Raw genomic sequence first — 15,752 nt, 5'->3', positions numbered from 1 at the left:
GACCAGGGGTTTAAGCGGCCGGTGGTTCAAGCGTCCGGTGCGACCAGCCGGGCCAGCTCCGCGATCTCCGCGGGCCCGACCCGGCAGCAACCGCCCACCAGCCGGGCCCCGGACGCCCGCCACTCTCGCACCCGCGCCGGGTCGTACGTGCCCCCGCCGCTCCACCGCCTCTCCTCCGCGTCCCACCGCTCACCGCTGTTCGGGTACACGACGACCGGTTTCCCGGTCACCGAGGCCGCGACCTCCACCGCCGCGTCCGCGTCGCGCGGCTCGCAGCAGTTGATCCCCACGGCGATCACCTGGTCGTTCCCCGCCGCGAGCGCGAAGGCCGCGTCCAGCGGCTGGCCGGCCCTGGTCCGTCCGCCCGCGATGCTGTACGAGAGCCAGACCGGCGTCCCGGACCCCTCGACGGCCCGCAACAGCGCCTCGGCCTCGTCGGTGTCGGGCACCGTCTCCAGCGCCAGCACATCGGGGGCCGCCGCGACGAGCGCTTCGACGCGCGGCCGGTGGAAGTGCTCCAGCTCGCGCACCGAGAGCCCGTACCGTCCCCGGTACTCGCTGCCGTCGGCGAGCATCGCCCCGTACGGCCCGACCGAGGCGGCCACCCAGACCTCCCGGTCCACGGACTCCCCCGCCGCACGCGCCAGTTCGACACTGCGCGCCAGCAGCTCCGCGGCCTTGCCAGGGCCGAGCCCCCGCCGCGCGAAGCCCTCGAACGTCGCCTGGTAGCTGGAGGTGATCAGCACCTGTGCGCCCGCCCGCACGTACGCCGCGTGCGCCGCCGCGATCTGCTGCGGCCCGTCGGCGAGCAGCCGCGCCGACCAGAGCGCGTCGGACAGATCGCAGCCCTGTGCCTCCAGCTGGTTGGACAGACCGCCGTCAAGGACAACGGCCCCCCGGGCCCCGGCTCCGAGTGCGGCGGCAAGTGGACGGACGGGCTTCACGGCACGACTCCTTTACTCGTCGGACACGCCTCAGCTCAGCTGGGACTGGACCTGCGAGGAGATCAGCTCCAGGTGTTCGAGATCGTCCAGGTCCAGGATCTGGAGGTAGACCCGCGACGCGCCGATCGCGGCGTACTGGCCGATCTTGTCGACCACCTCGGCCGGCGAGCCCGCCAGCCCGTTCGCCTTCAGCTCCGCCACATCCCGCCCGATGGCCGCCGCCCGGCGCGCCACCTCCGCGTCGTCCTTACCCACGCATGCCACCAACGCGTTGGAGTAGACCAGGTCGTCCGCCTTGCGCCCGGCCTTCTGCGCCGCCGCCCTGACCCGCCCGAACTGCCGCTCGCTGTCCTCCAGCGAAGCGAACGGGATGTTGAACTCGTCGGCGTACCGCGCGGCCAGCCGCGGCGTGCGGCTCACGCCGTGCCCGCCGACCAGCACCGGCACCTTGGCCTGCGCGGGCTTGGGCAGCGCCGGTGAGTCCGTCAGCTGGTAGTACGTCCCGTCGTAGCTGAACGTCTTGCCAGTCTCCGTCGCCCACAGCCCGGTGACGATGGCCAGCTGCTCCTCGAGCCGACCGAACCTCTCCTTCGGGAACGGGATCCCGTACGCCCGGTGCTCCTCCTCGAACCAGCCTGCCCCCAGCCCCAGTTCCACCCGGCCGCCCGACATCTGGTCGACCTGCGCCACCTGGATGGCCAGCACGCCCGGCAGCCGGAAGGTGCCCGCGGTCATCAGCGTGCCGAGCCGGATCCGCTTGGTCTCGCGGGCGAGCCCGGCCAGTGTGATCCAGGCGTCGGTCGGCCCGGGCAGGCCGTCGCCCGACCCCATGCGCAGATAGTGGTCGGAGCGATAGAAGGCGTCGAAGCCCAGGTCCTCGGCGGCCTTGGCGACGGTGAGCAGGGTGTCGTAGCTCGCCCCTTGCTGGGGCTCCGTGAAGATTCGAAGATCCATGCCTCCATCCTGCACCGCTGGACTGCCGTCAACCCCACGGTCATAACGGCTCCGTCGCCGAGTCGCGGGCAGCGCTGCGACGTCTGTCCTGCTCCCGCACCGTGAGCCGGCGTAATATCCCGCGCACCCGGTCGCTCGACTCGTCGGCGGCGTCGATGCCCTCGATGCACTGCCAGTAGAGCCCCTCCTCGTCGGTGGCGCACGCGACCCCGACGAGCGCGATTCCCACCTCCCCGAGAAGTCCGCTCAACCCGATCAACGCCGCTCGCGCGTCCGACACTTGGGACAGCTGCGCGGCACGCGGACGGGCGTCCGGGGGCGGTCCCCCGGCGTCGTCCACCCCGCCCGCCCACAGCGCCGGGATGTCGAGCACCCCGCAGCCCCGTCCTCCTGTCTCGCTGAGCCCGCGCGCCTCACCTCTCAGCTCCGCCGGCCCGTCCAGCACCAGCTGTCCGCCGATCGCCTGGGTCAGCGCCTGCGCCTGCCAGGCCTCCGCCAGGATGTCCCGTGCCGCCCGGCTCTTCGCGAGTGCGTGCCGGCTCTGCCCGATGAGCCTCACCGCGTCCATGCGCCGCCCCCGTCCATACCATGGCCCGCGTCTTTCGCGCACCGTCTCCTACCCACTACCCAGAGTGAGGGTCAGGGGCCCGGAAAGCCAGGGCTATGGCGAAATCTGTGGACAGAAAAGCGGTTTTGGATATATCCATCACTCCGCAGAGTGACGATCCTTGTTTTCCGGCACCGGAAAGCGCAGCTCGTTCCGGTCGATCTTGGCCGCCAGAGCCGCCAGCACATCGATCCCGAGCACCTCACTGAACTGCAGCAGGTACGCGAGGACATCGGCGACCTCGTCCACCACCCGGTGCGCGGTCCGCGGATCCTCCATCACCCGCGCCGACTCCTCGGGCGTCAGCCACTGGAAGATCTCCACCAGTTCGGACGCCTCCACGCTCAGCGCCACGGCCAGGTTCTTCGGCGTGTGGTACGGCTCCCATCCCCGGGCCGCCGCGAAGTCCGCCAGCCGCCGTTGCAGTCCCGCCACATCAAGTTCAGTCACGGGCCCAGGTCTACCACCGCCACGCCGTCCACCCCGCGCGCGTACGGCGCCGAGGCGTCCGTGAGCGTTCCCACCAGCCGGATGTGCCCCTCGCCGCAGACCGATGCCGCCAGCGCCACCAGGTCCCGCGTCTGCCGCCCGTCCAGGGACCGGTCGAAACCGTCCGCGAGGACCGTCAGCGCCTGCATCGCCGCGGGCACTTCGGCGACGGTGTCCATGGCCAGCACCCCCGGACCGGTCAGCAGCACCAGCGCGAGCGCCAGATACCTCAGTTCGCCGTCCCCGAGCCGCCCGACCGGCGTGGCCCACGGCCCGCCCCGGCCCACCATGGCCCGTACCCTCCCGTCCGCGAGCTCCTCCACGGTCAGCGCCTCCACCGGGCCCGCGCACCCCGACCGCACCATCGCCGCCAGCCGCGCATGACGCTTCGCGCACTGGTGGTGCGTACGCCGCAGCACCTCCGCGAGGTTGTCGCAGCCGCGCAGCAGCCGGGCATCGCCCAGCGCCACCGGCTCCCGCATGCGCGAGGGCTGCGGATCGCACGCGAACACCGAACGCAGCGCGAGAACCACCTGCTCGGCGGCCGCCAGTACGCGCAGCTGCCCCGCCGTCTTGCCCGCCACCCGCAGCGGCAGCAGCGCCGTACCCAGCAGGTCGTCGGGCAGTGGCGCCCGCGTCACCGGCGCCGTGCCGGCCGTGTACCAGGCCGCCTGGACGGTGCTGCGCCCCGGATCGCGCAGCGCCGTCGCCAGCAGCGTCTGCCCGTCGCAGGTCAGCCGCTCGCCGACGATGCGCAGCTCGGGTTCGGCCTGTACGGCGAGATCGAGGCGTACGGGACCGGCGGGCCCTTCGACGGTGCAGCCGATCCTGAACCCCCGCCGCCCCTCGGCGTCCGGCCCCGCCCGCTCCGGCACGCACCCCACCGGGTCCCGGAACACCGCGCCCAGCTCAGCGCCCCCGCCGAGCCGGGCCAGCGCGTCGTACACCTCCAGGACGCTCGACTTGCCGCTGCCACTGGCCCCCGCGAACAGGGTCACCGGGCCGAGCGGGAAGACCGCGCCGCGGTGCGATCTGAAGGCCGAGAGCCGCAGTTCGGTGACCGTGGGGACGCCACGGTCGTCGGCCGGAGGTCCGGGGCGCGTCCCCGGCGAAGGCACAGTCATGGCCGGACCGTATGCACCGCCTCGGCTGACGAACCGTTACGCCTGAGGGACCTTCCTACGATTGAGGGACCGCGGCCGCCTCGGCCCCCTCGACCTCCATGTCGGCCGGCGACAGCAGGAAGACGTTCCGGTCGACCCTGTGCATGCCGCTGCCGAGCCCGAAGACCACACCGCTGCTGAAGTCAAGGATGCGTTTGGCCACATCGGTGTCGGCCGCGGTCAGGTCCAGGAGTACCGGTACCTGCGCGATCAGGTACTCCGCCACCTCACGCGCGTCGGAGAACACCTGCACGCGCAGCACGATCATCCGCCGCTGCTGGGCGGCCTCCTCCTCCGGCATCGCGCGGTGATCGACTCTGGAAGGCCACTCGTTCCTGCTGCGCAGTGGCACGACTTGAGCGAGCCCGGCCCACTGTTCATCGGTGACGTCGTACCTGCTCACCGGACCACCCCGCTCACGTGCTGTGTCTGCATCCGGCCATCCTCCCGCGCCTCACCCGTTCGGCCCAACAGCGACACGGACGGGATGGTGCGCGGAAGAATGACGACGACAGTCGTGTACGCGAGGACCCCTTCGAGCCGCGCCGCGCACACAAGGAAACAAGAAGGAACAGGTTAGTGTGCGCCGGGGGTTGCCCCTTGTGCAAAGACGCGAAGAGAGGAAGAGCAGGTGGCACACGCGCCCGGAAGTCTTCTGGCCATCAGCGACCTCCACATCGCCTACAAGGAGAACCGCAGGATCGTCGCCGACCTCCGCCCGGAGTCCGACGACGACTGGCTCCTCGTTGCGGGAGACGTCGGTGAGAAGTCGTACGACATCGACTGGGCGCTGCGCACCCTCGCCAAGAACTTCGCCAAGGTCATCTGGGCTCCCGGCAACCACGAGCTGTGGACGCCGCGCGAGGACCCGCTCCAGCTGCGCGGCGTCGAGCGCTACCAGCATCTGGTGGAGCTCTGCCGAGGCCTGGGGGTCGTCACGCCCGAGGACACCTATCCGGTCTGGCCCGGCCCGCAGGGGCCGGTGACCGTGGCCCCGCTCTTCCTCCTGTACGACTACACCTTCCGCACCGGCCCCGGGCTCAGCAGGGAGGAGGCCCTGGCGGCCGCGTACGACAAGGGCGTGGTGTGCACGGACGAGTTCCTGCTGCACCCCGATCCGTACGAGAGCCGGCAGGCGTGGTGCGAGAGCAGGGTGAAGGAGACCGAGGTGCGGCTGGCCGCGCTGGATCCGGCGACACCCATGGTGCTGGTCAACCACTATCCGCTGGTACGTGAGCCGATGGACGTGCTGCACCACCCCGAATTCGCCCTGTGGTGCGGTACGGAACGGACCGCCGACTGGCACCGGCGGTTCAATGTCGCGGCGATGGTGTACGGACATCTGCACATCCCCCGGTCGACCGTTTACGACGGGGTCCCCTTCGAAGAGGTCTCGGTCGGCTACCCGCGCGAGTGGCGCAGGCCCGGCCACCGGCGCACCGTGCCGCCCCGCCGGATCCTGCCGGCCGCGGCGCCGGACCGGAGGTAGCCGGAGGGCGCCGCTGAGCCGGGGTGCGGCTGCGAACGACTGCGGCGTTGCCTCGATTTCCCTGATCAGCTGTCCGGGCGACCGACTACGCTCTGATTCAGGTTTCCGGGCAAGGGGCCCGTTCTGGTTGGGGGTTGCCGTGGTGGTTACAGGTCGTGTGGTGCGTTTCGACGGCGCCCGGGGGTACGGGTTCATCGCTCCGGAGGGCGGTGGCGAGGATGTGTTCCTGCACGTGAACGACATGCTGATCCCCGAGGCGATCGTACGCTCGGGCCTGGCCGTCGAGTTCGAGCTCGACGAGGGGGACCGCGGCCCCAAGGCGTCCGGCGTAAGGCTCGCGCGGGGAGCCGATGGCGAGCCGCTGACGCCGCCCGCGTTGCCGGCGGCCGACACTGACGCGATGTGCGATGTGCTCAGCGCGAACGAGCACCTCAGGGAGGTGACCGAGGTGCTGTTGCGGACCGCACCCTCGCTCACCGGCGAGCAGATCCTCGCCGTGCGCGCAGGCCTTGCGAAGTTCGCGAAGGGCCATGGCTGGATCGAGGGCTGACGGAGCAGGCCAGGGCAGGCCAGGCCACCCATCGACGCTTAGGTTAGGCTAAGCTAAGTCTCCCGACATCGGGCAGCGAACCGCGCCCGTGGCCCGACTGGGCGGGCATGTCATCAGGGAGGAGATTGCCCATGGGCTTGCCGGCCATCGGCTCCTACCCCATGCCCGACCGCTCCTCGATCCCTCCGTCGTGCGTTCCCTGGACGATCGATCCGGCACGGGCCGCGTTGTTGGTCCATGACATGCAGAACCACTTCGTCCGGACGTTTCCGGCAGGCCGCTCCCCCGTGGTGGAGCTCGTCGACAACATCGCCGCCCTGCGCGAACTCGCGGGCACGCTCGGCATGCCGGTCGTATTCAGCGCCGAACCGGCCGGTCAGCCCCCCGGCCAGCGCGGGCTGCTGGCCGACATCTGGGGGCCCGGTATCGGCCATGAACCCGACGCCGCCGCGATCGTCCCGGCGCTCACCCCCCGGCCCGGCGAGCATCTGCTGGCCAACGTGCGTCACAACGCCTTCCTCCGCAGCCATCTCGGCAGGCTGCTGCGCTCCACGGGCCGCGACCAGTTGATCATCTGTGGCGTGTACGCACATCTCGGCGTACTGCTGACGGCGGCCGACGCCTTCATGAACGACATCCAGCCCTTCGTCGTCGCTGACGCGGTGGCCGATTTCTCGGCCGAGGAACACTCCATGGCACTGCGGTGGGCCGCGCGCAGTGGAGTCGTGTCCACCACCGACGGACTGCTGCGCGACCTCCTGATCGGCAGGGCGGCACACGGTGCATGACGGTCAACCAGAAGCCGGGCCCGGGAATCGGGCGGGCGCCGGGCAGGCACGAAGAGAGACGAAGAACATGACGGTACGGGTCGCGGTGGCCGGAGCGAGCGGCTATGCCGGAGGGGAGGTCCTGCGCCTGCTGGTGTCCCATCCCGGCGTGGAGATCGGGATGGTCGCCGCGCACAGCAGCGCGGGCCGCACGCTCGGAGAGGTACAGCCCCACCTGGCCGCCCTCGCGGACCGGGTACTCGTGGAGACCTCGGCCGCCTCGCTCAGCGGCCATGACGTGGTGTTCCTGGCCCTGCCGCACGGCCAGTCGGCGGCGCTCGCGGAGCAGTTGGACGCCGAAACGCTGATCGTCGACTGCGGCGCTGACTTCCGGCTTCGCGACCCCGTCGACTGGGAGCGGTTCTACGGCTCGGCTCATGCCGGCACCTGGCCCTACGGGCTGCCCGAGCTCCCCGGCGTACGAGAAGAGCTGAAAGGCGCGACGCGGGTGGCCGTACCCGGTTGCTATCCGACGGCGGTGACCCTGGCGCTGTACCCGGCCTTCGCCGCGGGCCTGGTGGAACCGGAGGCAGTGATCGTCGCGGCGAGCGGGGCCTCCGGTGCAGGGCGTGCCGCCAAGCCTCATCTGCTCGGCTCCGAAGTGATGGGCTCGATGAGCCCGTACGGAGTCGGAGGCGGCCACCGGCACACGCCGGAGCTGACGCAGAACCTGTCGCGGGTGGCGGGCGAGCGAGTGGCCGTGTCGTTCACGCCGACGCTGGCTCCGATGCCCCGGGGCATCCTCGCCACCTGCTCGGCGCGCCTGCGCCCGGAGGCCGGTACCGGACTTCGCGAAGCCCGGGCGAAAGTCCGGGCCGCGTACGAAGCCGCCTACGCCGACGAGCCGTTCGTGCGGCTGCTGCCGTCCGGGCAGTGGCCGTCGACCGCCGCCGTACTCGGCTCCAACACCACGCAGGTGCAGGTGGCGGTGGACGAGCAGACCGGTCGCCTGATCTCCGTGAGCGCGATCGACAACCTGACGAAGGGCACCGCCGGTGGCGCGGTGCAGAGCATGAATGTCGCCCTCGGCCTGCCGGAAGGGCTGGGCCTGCCCACGAATGGAGTGGCTCCGTGACCGTAACCGCTGCACAGGGATTCCTCGCGAGCGGTGTGGCCGCCGGGCTCAAGGAGTCCGGTGATCCCGACCTGGCCCTGGTGGTCAACCTCGGCCCGTCACGCGCGGCTGCCGGTGTGTTCACCTCCAACCGGGTCCAGGCCGCTCCCGTCCGCTGGTCGCGGCGGGTGCTGGCCGATGGCCGGGTATGCGGCGTCGTACTCAACTCCGGTGGCGCCAACGCGTGTACGGGACCGGCGGGCGCCGCGGACGCGCGCGTGATGGCCGAGCACACGGCGCGGGCCGTGGGAGTGGATCCGGACGAGATCGCGGTGTGTTCCACCGGACTCATCGGCGTCCCGCTGCCGATGGACAGGGTCACGGCGGGAATCGACGCTGCCGCCGAGCGGCTGTCGCCCGAGCGGGGTGTGGAGGCGGCCGTCGCGATCAGGACGACGGATTCGGTGCACAAGACGGCGGTGGTCTCCGGACCGGAGGGCTGGACGGTGGGCGGTATGGCTAAGGGCGCGGGCATGCTCGCGCCCGGTCTCGCCACCATGCTGGTGGTGCTCACGACGGACGCCGATGTGACGTCGGCGGGTCTCGATTCGGCGCTGCGGGAGGCTGTCCGTACCACCTTCGACCGGGTGGACTCGGACGGCTGCATGTCCACCAACGACACAGTGCTGCTGCTGGCGTCGGGCGCTTCCGGGGTTACACCGGTCCCAGACGCCTTCGCCGAGGCCGTGCACGCGGTCTGTCTGGACCTGGCACGGCAGTTGGTCGCGGACGCGGAGGGCGCCTCGAAGGAGATCGAGGTGGAGGTCGTCGGCGCGGCGTCGGAGGAGGACGCCGTGACGGTGGGCCGCTCGGTGGCCAGGAACAACCTGCTCAAGTGCGCGCTGCACGGGGAGGACCCGAACTGGGGACGCGTGCTGTCGGCGATCGGTACGACGTCAGCGGTCTTCGACCCGGACCGCCTGGATGTGGCCATCAACGGCGTCTGGGTATGTCGGGACGGCGCGGCGGGCGAATCCCGCGACAAGGTCGACCTGGCGGGGCGTCGGATCACGGTCACGATCGACCTGCGCTCCGGTGCCGAGTCGGCGGTGATCTGGACCAATGACCTCACCGCCGAGTACGTCCACGAGAACAGCGCGTACAGCTCATGAGCGCCCACCCCTGGCTGGAGGAGTTCCAGGGCCGGACGGTCGTGATCAAGTTCGGCGGCAACGCCATGGTGGACGAGGACCTGAAGCGGACGTTCGCCCAGGATGTGCTGGAGCTGTGGCACGCGGGGCTGCGCCCTGTCGTCGTACACGGCGGCGGGCCGCAGATCAGTGCGCTGCTCGACCGGTTGGATCTGAAGGTCCGCTTCGAGGCGGGCCTGCGGGTGACCACGCCCGAGATCATGGACGTGGTCCGGATGGTGCTCACGGGCAAGGTCCAGCGGGAATTGGTCGGACTCATCAACAGTCACGGGCCGTTCGCGGTGGGGATGTCGGGCGAGGACGCGCACACCATGACGGCCGTGCGGCGACCGGCCTGGGTCGACGGCGAGCCGGTGGACATCGGCCTGGTCGGCGACATCGTCGACGTGAACCCGGACACCGTGCGGACCCTGCTGGAGCAGGGCCGTATCCCGGTGGTCTCCCCCGTGGCCCGGGGCGCCGACGGACAGGTCTACAACGTCAACGCCGATCTCGCGGCGGCGGCCATGGCCGTGGCCCTCGACGCGGAGAAGCTGGTCATGCTCACCGATGTCGAGGGTCTGTACGCCAACTGGCCGCACGACACCGAGGTGATCGACCGCCTGACGGCGGATGAGCTGGAGAAACTGCTGCCGGAGCTGGCGGGCGGGATGCTCCCCAAGATGGAGGGGTGTCTGCGGGCCGCCCGGGCCGGCGTGCCCATGGCACACGTGCTGGACGGCCGGGTGCCGCACTCGCTGCGGGGAGTGTTCGGCGGCGACGGCCACTGCGGCACCACCGTGGTTCCGGACGAGGAGGGCGGCGCATGAGCGCCGGGACAGCGCGCCGCCCGGTCCTCACGGATCGCTGGCGTGCCGTGATGATGGACAACTACGGTACGCCGCCCCTTGCTCTGGTCAGGGGCGAGGGCAGCACGGTGTGGGACGAGTCCGGGCGCGCGTACGTCGACTTCACCGGCGGGATCGCCGTGAACACGCTGGGGCACGCCCACCCTGCCGTGGTGTCGGCTGTGAGCGACCAGGTCGCCAGGCTGGGGCACGTCTCCAATCTGTACGTATCCGTGCCCGCGGTCGCGCTAGCCGAACGGCTGGTGCGGCTGATGGGGAGGCCGGGGCGGGTGTTCTTCGCCAACTCCGGGACGGAAGCGGTCGAAGCGGCGTTCAAGATCGCCCGTCGGACGGGGCGGCCGCGTCTGGTCGCGACCCAGGGTGGCTTTCACGGCCGCACCATGGGCGCGCTCGCCCTCACCGGGCAACCGGCGAAGCGCGAACCGTTCCTGCCGCTGCCCGGTGAGGTGTCCCATGTGCCGTTCGGTGACGTGACGGCGCTGCGGGCGGCGGTCACGGAGGAGACGGCGGCCGTCTTCCTCGAACCGGTACAGGGCGAGGCCGGCGTGCTGCCGGCTCCCGAGGGATACCTGCGGGCGGCCCGTGAGATCACCCGGTCCACCGGCACGCTGCTGGTGCTCGACGAGGTCCAGACCGGGATCGGTCGTACGGGTCGGTGGTTCGCCCATCAGGCGATGGAGGGTGCGGACCCCGATGTGGTGACTCTGGCCAAGGGGCTGGGCGGGGGCCTGCCGATCGGCGCCACGGTGGCGTTCGGCGCGGCGGCCGACCTGCTGGCGCCGGGCCAGCACGGCTCGACCTTCGGCGGCAACCCGGTGGCATGCGCGGCCGGGATCGCCGTACTGGAGACGATCGAGCGCGAGGGGCTTCTCGCCCACGTGGCGCGCGTGGGTGAGCGGCTGCGCTGCGGCGTCGAGGGGGTGAAGCATCCCCTGGTGAGCCATGTCCGGGGGGCGGGGCTGCTGCTCGGGGTCGTCCTCACCGAACCGGTCGCACCGCGCGTACAAAAGGCGGCGCAGGACGCCGGCTTCCTCGTCAACGCCACCGGCCCCACGACGGTGCGGCTGGCTCCGGCGCTGACCGTCGGTGCGACGCAGGTGGATGAGCTGATCGCGGCGCTGCCGGGCATCCTCGACGCCTGAGCGGGCGCCACGTGTCGTGGCGGCAGAGCAGGGCTGGTCCCGCAGGCCGTACTGGGGCTCCGCCCCCAGACCCCGCTCCTCAAAGCACGCGGGCGAGTACCCGCGAATTACGGCGCGGGTCCAAGGAGTTCGCCCACGCCTTCGGCGCGAGACCGGCGCGGGCGGGCGCGAAACCGTACCGGAGGAAGAGGTCGCCGCCACCGGTCGTCGCGGTGAAGAGGGCATCCAGCGAATGGGCCGTCGCCTTGGCGAGCGCCGCACGCAGGAGCTGACCCCCCAGTCCACAGCCCTGCCTGCGCGGCGCGACGCAGAAGTTGTAGAGGACGCCCGTGGGCCCGCGGCCGCCTGCCGGGTCGGCGGGGTGTACTCGCAGGCCCAGACAGCCGTCGAGGGTGCCGTCGTTGGACTCCACGACGAGGAAGTCGGAAGCGTCCGAGGCGTAGAGGGAAGGGGAGCGCTCACGCAGCGCGCCAGAGCGTACGAACGGCCGGGAAAGGGCCGCAAGGGACGCCGCATCTCCGCGGAGCGCGGATCGTACCGGCAGCGGGGCAGGCAGGATGGTGCGTGACGACAGTGTGCCGAGGCGCGGGGCGGCCGTGATCAAGGGTTTCCCTTCCTTCGGTCCCACCCGTGCACGGAGGCAGCTGAGCCACCGCAGCACCTGGGACACCAGATGAAGTAAGGGTAGCCTCACCTAAGCCCTCAGCCAAAACGTGCACGCCCTACGCGGCGCAAGGGCGGCCGGGATAGTCGAAGGTCTCCGGTACGCCGGCCTCGCGCATTCTGCGCAGGACCTCGCGCAGGGTCGCCTCCCCGGCGATGTCCACGGGGCAGTTGATCTGCGTGTCGAAGACCATGGTCTCCGCAGCGGTGTTCCAGATGACCCACTGATGCCGGTACGAGGACGCCTGCCACAGGTACGCGTACCGCTCGATGACTGCCAACTTCGTGCTCATAGCGCCGCCTTTTCGCTCTCACGGCCGTCGACGAACGTCGCGACCACTTCGATGTCACCAATGCGTGAGGTGCTGACGCGCCGTGGGTCGTCTCCCAGTACGACCAGATCGGCACGCTTTCCGGGGGTGAGGCTGCCCGCGCTGTCGTCCCAGTGACAGGCGAAGGCTCCACCGACGGTGTACGAGCGCAGGGCCTCGTCGACCGTGATGCCCTCGTCCGGGCCGATGACCTGGCCCGACGCAGAGGCGCGCTCGACCATGAACTGAATGGCCCGCAGCGGCGATCCGTCCGTGACGGGACGGTCCGAACTGCCCACCAGCGTGATGCCGTGGTCCAGGAACCCCTTGCCCCGGTACAGCCAGGGCGCCCTGTCCTCGCCCATGATCGACGCGTAGTCGTCGCCGAAGTACCGCAGAAAATTAGGCTGGACCACGGCGATCGCACCGAGTCGCGCGAAGCGCGGAAGCTGGTCCGGCCGGATCAGCCCCGCGTGTTCGATGCGGTGCCGCGCCTCCGGGCGGGGCCGGATGGTCTGTGCCCGTTCCAGTGCGTCCAGCGCGACGTCGGCCGCGCGGTCGCCGATGGCGTGGACGGCGAGCTGCCACCCGGCGAGATGGCCGTCGACGATGGTGTCCGTGAGGAGTTCGGGATCGTCCTGGAGCTCCCCGGCGTGTTCCATGCCGTGGTACGGGCTGCTCAGTGCGGCGGTGCGGGCCATCATGCCGCCGTCGGTCCATAGCTTGAGCGCGCCTACAGACAGCCAGTCGTCGCCGAACCCGGTGCGCAGGCCGAGGTCGAGGCCGCGGGGTATGCCGCCGCCTTCGGGCGAGCCGACCGGGTGCAGCGTGTCCGCGGCGACCATGAGTTGTACCCGCAGCGGCAGTCGGCCCTGCTCCCGCACCAGCTGATAGGCGGCCAGCTCGACCGGGCTGTGGCCGAACAGAGCGCCACCGATGCCCGCCTCGGCGCAGGCCGTCACTCCCTCCGAGCGACAGATCCGCCCGGCGTGCGCGATCGCGTCCGCCAACTCGTCCTGGGAGTAGGGCGGTCGAAGCTTCCGTGCGGCGCCCATGGCGCTCTCGGCGAGGTAGCCGTCCTCGTGGCGGACATGGGCGGGCAGCAGGTCCAGGACGGCACTGTTGACCACGCAGGCGTGTCCCGAGTCGTGCATCAGGAACACCTTGCGCCCGTGGCTGACCCGGTCCAGCTCGGCAGCGGTCAGATGGCGTCCGAGGGCCCGCTGGTCGTACCCGGCGATGTCCACCCAGGCGCCGGGGGAAGTCTTCCGGGAGACGGCCTCTTCCACGACCGCGAGTACGTCCTCGACCCGCTCGCAGGGTGCGACGCTCGGGGTGGTGGCCTTCAGCCCCGTCCATGCCAGGTGTACATGGCTGTCGATGAACCCGGGCAGCACGGCCGCGCCCTGGAGGTCGATCACCTCGCGGGCGGGCAGTGAGGTCACCGCGTCGTCCAGGCCCACGATCCGGCCGCGCCAGATGCCCAGGTCGTGGGCGACGGGGTGGTCCGGGTCCATGGTGATGAAGTGGGCGTTCGTCAGCCGCGTACAGAGCATGGGCAGTCAGTCCCGTCTCTATGGTGAATCCGCGAGCGCTTCGCCTGCCATGGCAGGGCGCTTGCGGGCCGTGGGCACCATGAGCGGCGTGCCGGTTTCGGGGTCGTCGATGATCCGGCAGGGCAGGCCGAACACGTCCTCGATCAGCTCGGCGGTCATGACCGTCGCCGGGTCGCCTTCGGCGGCGACCGTGCCGCCGGCCCTCATCACCACCAGGTGGGTGGCGTAGCGGCAGGCCTGGTTGAGGTCGTGCAGCACCGCGACGATGGTGTGGCCCTTGCGCTCATGCAGATCGGCGCACAGGTTCAGCACCTCGACCTGGTGTGCGATGTCGAGGAAGGTGGTCGGTTCGTCCAGCAGCAGGATCGACGTCTGCTGCGCCAGCACCATGGACAGCCACACGCGTTGTCGCTGACCGCCGGAGAGGTCGTCGACCGGGCGGTCGGCGAGTTCGAGTACGCCGGTCTGCCGCATCGCCTCGGCGACCGCGGACTCGTCCTCCGCGGACCACTGCTTGAGCATCCGCTGGTGCGGATAGCGGCCGCGGGCCACCAGGTCTCCCACGGTGATGCCGCCCGGCGCGGTCGACGACTGCGGGAGCAGGCCGAGCCTGCGCGCGACTTCGCGGGAGCGGTACGACGAGATGGCGGCCCCGTCGAGATACACCTCTCCCGCCTTGGGCCTGAGCATCCGGGCCAGCGCCTTGAGCAGGGTGGACTTGCCGCAGGCGTTCGGGCCGACGATCACCGTGAAGGAGTGGTCGGGGATGACGACACCGAGGGAGGTGGCCACGGTCCGCTGATCGTAGGAGAGCGTCAGGTCCTCGGCGCGCAGCCGGGCCGTCGGGGACATCGTTCCTGTCATGCGCGGCTCTTTCGCGATTCTGTGACCAGCAGCCAGATGAGATACAACCCACCGATGGTGCCGGTCGCCGTACCCACCGGGAGGAGAGCGGGTGAGAAGATCCGCTGCACCGCGAGATCGCTCCCGGCCAGCAGTACGGCGCCCATCAGGGCGGCCGGGACGAGTGCGGGGCCGGACGACCGGGTCAGCCTCCGGGCGAGCTGCGGGGCAGCGAGTGCGATGAACCAGATGGGACCGGTCACCGCGGTGGCGAACGCGGCCAGCGCGACGCTGATCCCGAGCAGGAGAAGTCGGCTGCGCGCCACGTCGACGCCGAGTGCCTTCGCCGTGTCGTCGCCCATTTCCACCATGGACAGTCGGCGGGCGAGGAAGAAAGCGGCCGGTAGCAGGATCGCGACGGCGATGACGATGGCGAGCGCGTGGTCCCAGCCCCTGTTGCCGAGGCTGCCGATCAGCCATGCCTGGGCCTCCAGCGCCTCCTGCCAGCTCGCCCGGGTGATGAGGTAGGAGTTGACGGCGAGCAGCAGGGCGCTCACGCCGATGCCGATGACGACGAGCCGAAATCCCTGCAGGCCGCCGCTGAAGACCAGCAGGTACATCGCGGCGGCCGTGGCCAGCCCGCCGATCAGTGCCCCGAACGCGATCTCGGTCATGCTTCCGTGGAGCACGACGATGACGACCAGTGCTCCGGTCGCCGACCCGCTCGTGAAGCCGATGATGTCCGGGCTGCCGAGCGAGTTGCCGGTCAGGCTCTGCAGGATCGCGCCGCTGACCGCCAGCGCCGCTCCGACACACAGCGCGGTGAGCAGTCGTGGCATGCGCAGCGTGTTGACGATGAAGTCCGCGCCTCCCGAGCCCTTGCCGGCCAGGGCCTGGAGCACCTCGGCAATCGACAGCTCGAAGTCCCCGGTGGTGAGGGCGATCCCCATGACCGTGGTGAGCGCGACCAGCAGCACCACCGTCACAGCGACTGCGCGCCCCTGAACTCGCAGAGACAGACGCCCGCTCCGGGTACGGATGACCCGACCGCTGACCACACGGGTCGTGTCGGTGGCGGAGGTCCCGGCCTCCCGGACAGTG

The 15,752-nt window shown here is 70.8% G+C and carries 18 protein-coding genes; 7 read left to right on the top strand and 11 right to left on the bottom strand.

The window, feature by feature from the left end:
- Positions 1-26 precede the first annotated feature (26 nt).
- The 6 genes from mmuM to J7E96_RS26185 all read right to left on the bottom strand — a co-directional run bounded on the left by mmuM (position 27) and on the right by J7E96_RS26185 (position 4,560).
- Positions 27-944, bottom strand: a complete 918-nt coding sequence (gene mmuM, locus J7E96_RS26210; RefSeq protein ID WP_215134472.1) for a homocysteine S-methyltransferase — start codon at positions 942-944, stop codon at positions 27-29.
- Between the two features lie 30 nt (positions 945-974).
- On the bottom strand, positions 975-1,898 hold the full coding sequence (locus tag J7E96_RS26205) for an LLM class F420-dependent oxidoreductase (protein ID WP_215134470.1): 924 nt from the start codon (positions 1,896-1,898) through the stop codon (positions 975-977).
- A gap of 40 nt (positions 1,899-1,938) precedes the next feature.
- A complete protein-coding gene (locus tag J7E96_RS26200) occupies positions 1,939-2,466 on the bottom strand; it encodes a DUF6099 family protein (RefSeq protein WP_215134468.1) in 528 nt (175 codons plus the stop codon).
- Between the two features lie 138 nt (positions 2,467-2,604).
- Positions 2,605-2,955 carry a nucleotide pyrophosphohydrolase gene (locus J7E96_RS26195; RefSeq protein WP_215134466.1) on the bottom strand — a complete coding sequence of 117 codons (351 nt, stop codon included), beginning with the start codon at positions 2,953-2,955 and terminating at the stop codon, positions 2,605-2,607.
- Positions 2,952-4,118 (bottom strand): AAA family ATPase, encoded by a 1,167-nt coding sequence (locus J7E96_RS26190; protein WP_215134464.1) that lies wholly within the window; start codon positions 4,116-4,118, stop codon positions 2,952-2,954. The genes J7E96_RS26195 and J7E96_RS26190 overlap by 4 nt, the downstream gene beginning before the upstream one ends.
- A 55-nt stretch (positions 4,119-4,173) precedes the next feature.
- On the bottom strand, positions 4,174-4,560 hold the full coding sequence (locus J7E96_RS26185) for a cell division protein SepF (RefSeq protein WP_215134462.1): 387 nt from the start codon (positions 4,558-4,560) through the stop codon (positions 4,174-4,176).
- Between the two features lie 228 nt (positions 4,561-4,788).
- On the opposite strand from J7E96_RS26185, the gene J7E96_RS26180 reads away from it, so the two are divergent.
- The 7 genes from J7E96_RS26180 (at position 4,789) to J7E96_RS26150 (ending at position 11,278) form a co-directional block, all read left to right on the top strand.
- On the top strand, positions 4,789-5,646 hold the full coding sequence (locus tag J7E96_RS26180; protein ID WP_215134460.1) for a metallophosphoesterase: 858 nt from the start codon (positions 4,789-4,791) through the stop codon (positions 5,644-5,646).
- 142 nt (positions 5,647-5,788) lie between these two features.
- Positions 5,789-6,196 carry a cold-shock protein gene (locus tag J7E96_RS26175; RefSeq protein ID WP_215134522.1) on the top strand — a complete coding sequence of 136 codons (408 nt, stop codon included), beginning with the start codon at positions 5,789-5,791 and terminating at the stop codon, positions 6,194-6,196.
- 131 nt (positions 6,197-6,327) lie between these two features.
- Positions 6,328-6,984 carry an isochorismatase family protein gene (locus tag J7E96_RS26170; protein WP_215134458.1) on the top strand — a complete coding sequence of 219 codons (657 nt, stop codon included), beginning with the start codon at positions 6,328-6,330 and terminating at the stop codon, positions 6,982-6,984.
- 67 nt (positions 6,985-7,051) lie between these two features.
- Positions 7,052-8,098: an N-acetyl-gamma-glutamyl-phosphate reductase gene (gene argC, locus J7E96_RS26165; RefSeq protein ID WP_215134456.1), complete on the top strand. Its 1,047-nt coding sequence runs from the start codon at positions 7,052-7,054 to the stop codon at positions 8,096-8,098.
- Positions 8,095-9,249 carry a bifunctional glutamate N-acetyltransferase/amino-acid acetyltransferase ArgJ gene (argJ, locus tag J7E96_RS26160; protein ID WP_215134454.1) on the top strand — a complete coding sequence of 385 codons (1,155 nt, stop codon included), beginning with the start codon at positions 8,095-8,097 and terminating at the stop codon, positions 9,247-9,249. Before argC ends, argJ begins: the two co-directional genes overlap by 4 nt.
- Positions 9,246-10,097 carry an acetylglutamate kinase gene (argB, locus tag J7E96_RS26155; RefSeq protein ID WP_215134452.1) on the top strand — a complete coding sequence of 284 codons (852 nt, stop codon included), beginning with the start codon at positions 9,246-9,248 and terminating at the stop codon, positions 10,095-10,097. Before argJ ends, argB begins: the two co-directional genes overlap by 4 nt.
- Entirely contained in the window at positions 10,094-11,278 is a 1,185-nt protein-coding gene (locus J7E96_RS26150) for an acetylornithine transaminase (RefSeq protein ID WP_215134450.1), read from the top strand. Before argB ends, J7E96_RS26150 begins: the two co-directional genes overlap by 4 nt.
- 79 nt (positions 11,279-11,357) lie before the next feature.
- On the opposite strand, the gene J7E96_RS26145 is transcribed toward J7E96_RS26150, so the two are convergent.
- The 5 genes from J7E96_RS26145 to J7E96_RS26125 form a co-directional block, all read right to left on the bottom strand.
- Positions 11,358-11,882 carry a GNAT family N-acetyltransferase gene (locus J7E96_RS26145; RefSeq protein ID WP_215134449.1) on the bottom strand — a complete coding sequence of 175 codons (525 nt, stop codon included), beginning with the start codon at positions 11,880-11,882 and terminating at the stop codon, positions 11,358-11,360.
- Between the two features lie 118 nt (positions 11,883-12,000).
- Complete coding sequence (locus tag J7E96_RS26140; protein WP_215134447.1) at positions 12,001-12,234, bottom strand: hypothetical protein; 234 nt, start codon at positions 12,232-12,234, stop codon at positions 12,001-12,003.
- Positions 12,231-13,808, bottom strand: a complete 1,578-nt coding sequence (locus tag J7E96_RS26135; RefSeq protein ID WP_215134445.1) for an amidohydrolase — start codon at positions 13,806-13,808, stop codon at positions 12,231-12,233. Before J7E96_RS26135 ends, J7E96_RS26140 begins: the two co-directional genes overlap by 4 nt.
- Before the next feature lie 18 nt (positions 13,809-13,826).
- Complete coding sequence (locus J7E96_RS26130; protein WP_215134443.1) at positions 13,827-14,672, bottom strand: ABC transporter ATP-binding protein; 846 nt, start codon at positions 14,670-14,672, stop codon at positions 13,827-13,829.
- Positions 14,669-15,637: an iron chelate uptake ABC transporter family permease subunit gene (locus tag J7E96_RS26125; protein WP_308296146.1), complete on the bottom strand. Its 969-nt coding sequence runs from the start codon at positions 15,635-15,637 to the stop codon at positions 14,669-14,671. The genes J7E96_RS26130 and J7E96_RS26125 overlap by 4 nt, the downstream gene beginning before the upstream one ends.
- Between the last annotated feature and the right edge of the window lie 115 nt (positions 15,638-15,752).

The sequence above is a fragment of the Streptomyces sp. ISL-96 genome, from assembly GCF_018614035.1.
Taxonomy (GTDB): Bacteria; Actinomycetota; Actinomycetes; order Streptomycetales; family Streptomycetaceae; genus Streptomyces.
This window is presented reverse-complemented; position numbering and strand designations above follow the sequence as displayed.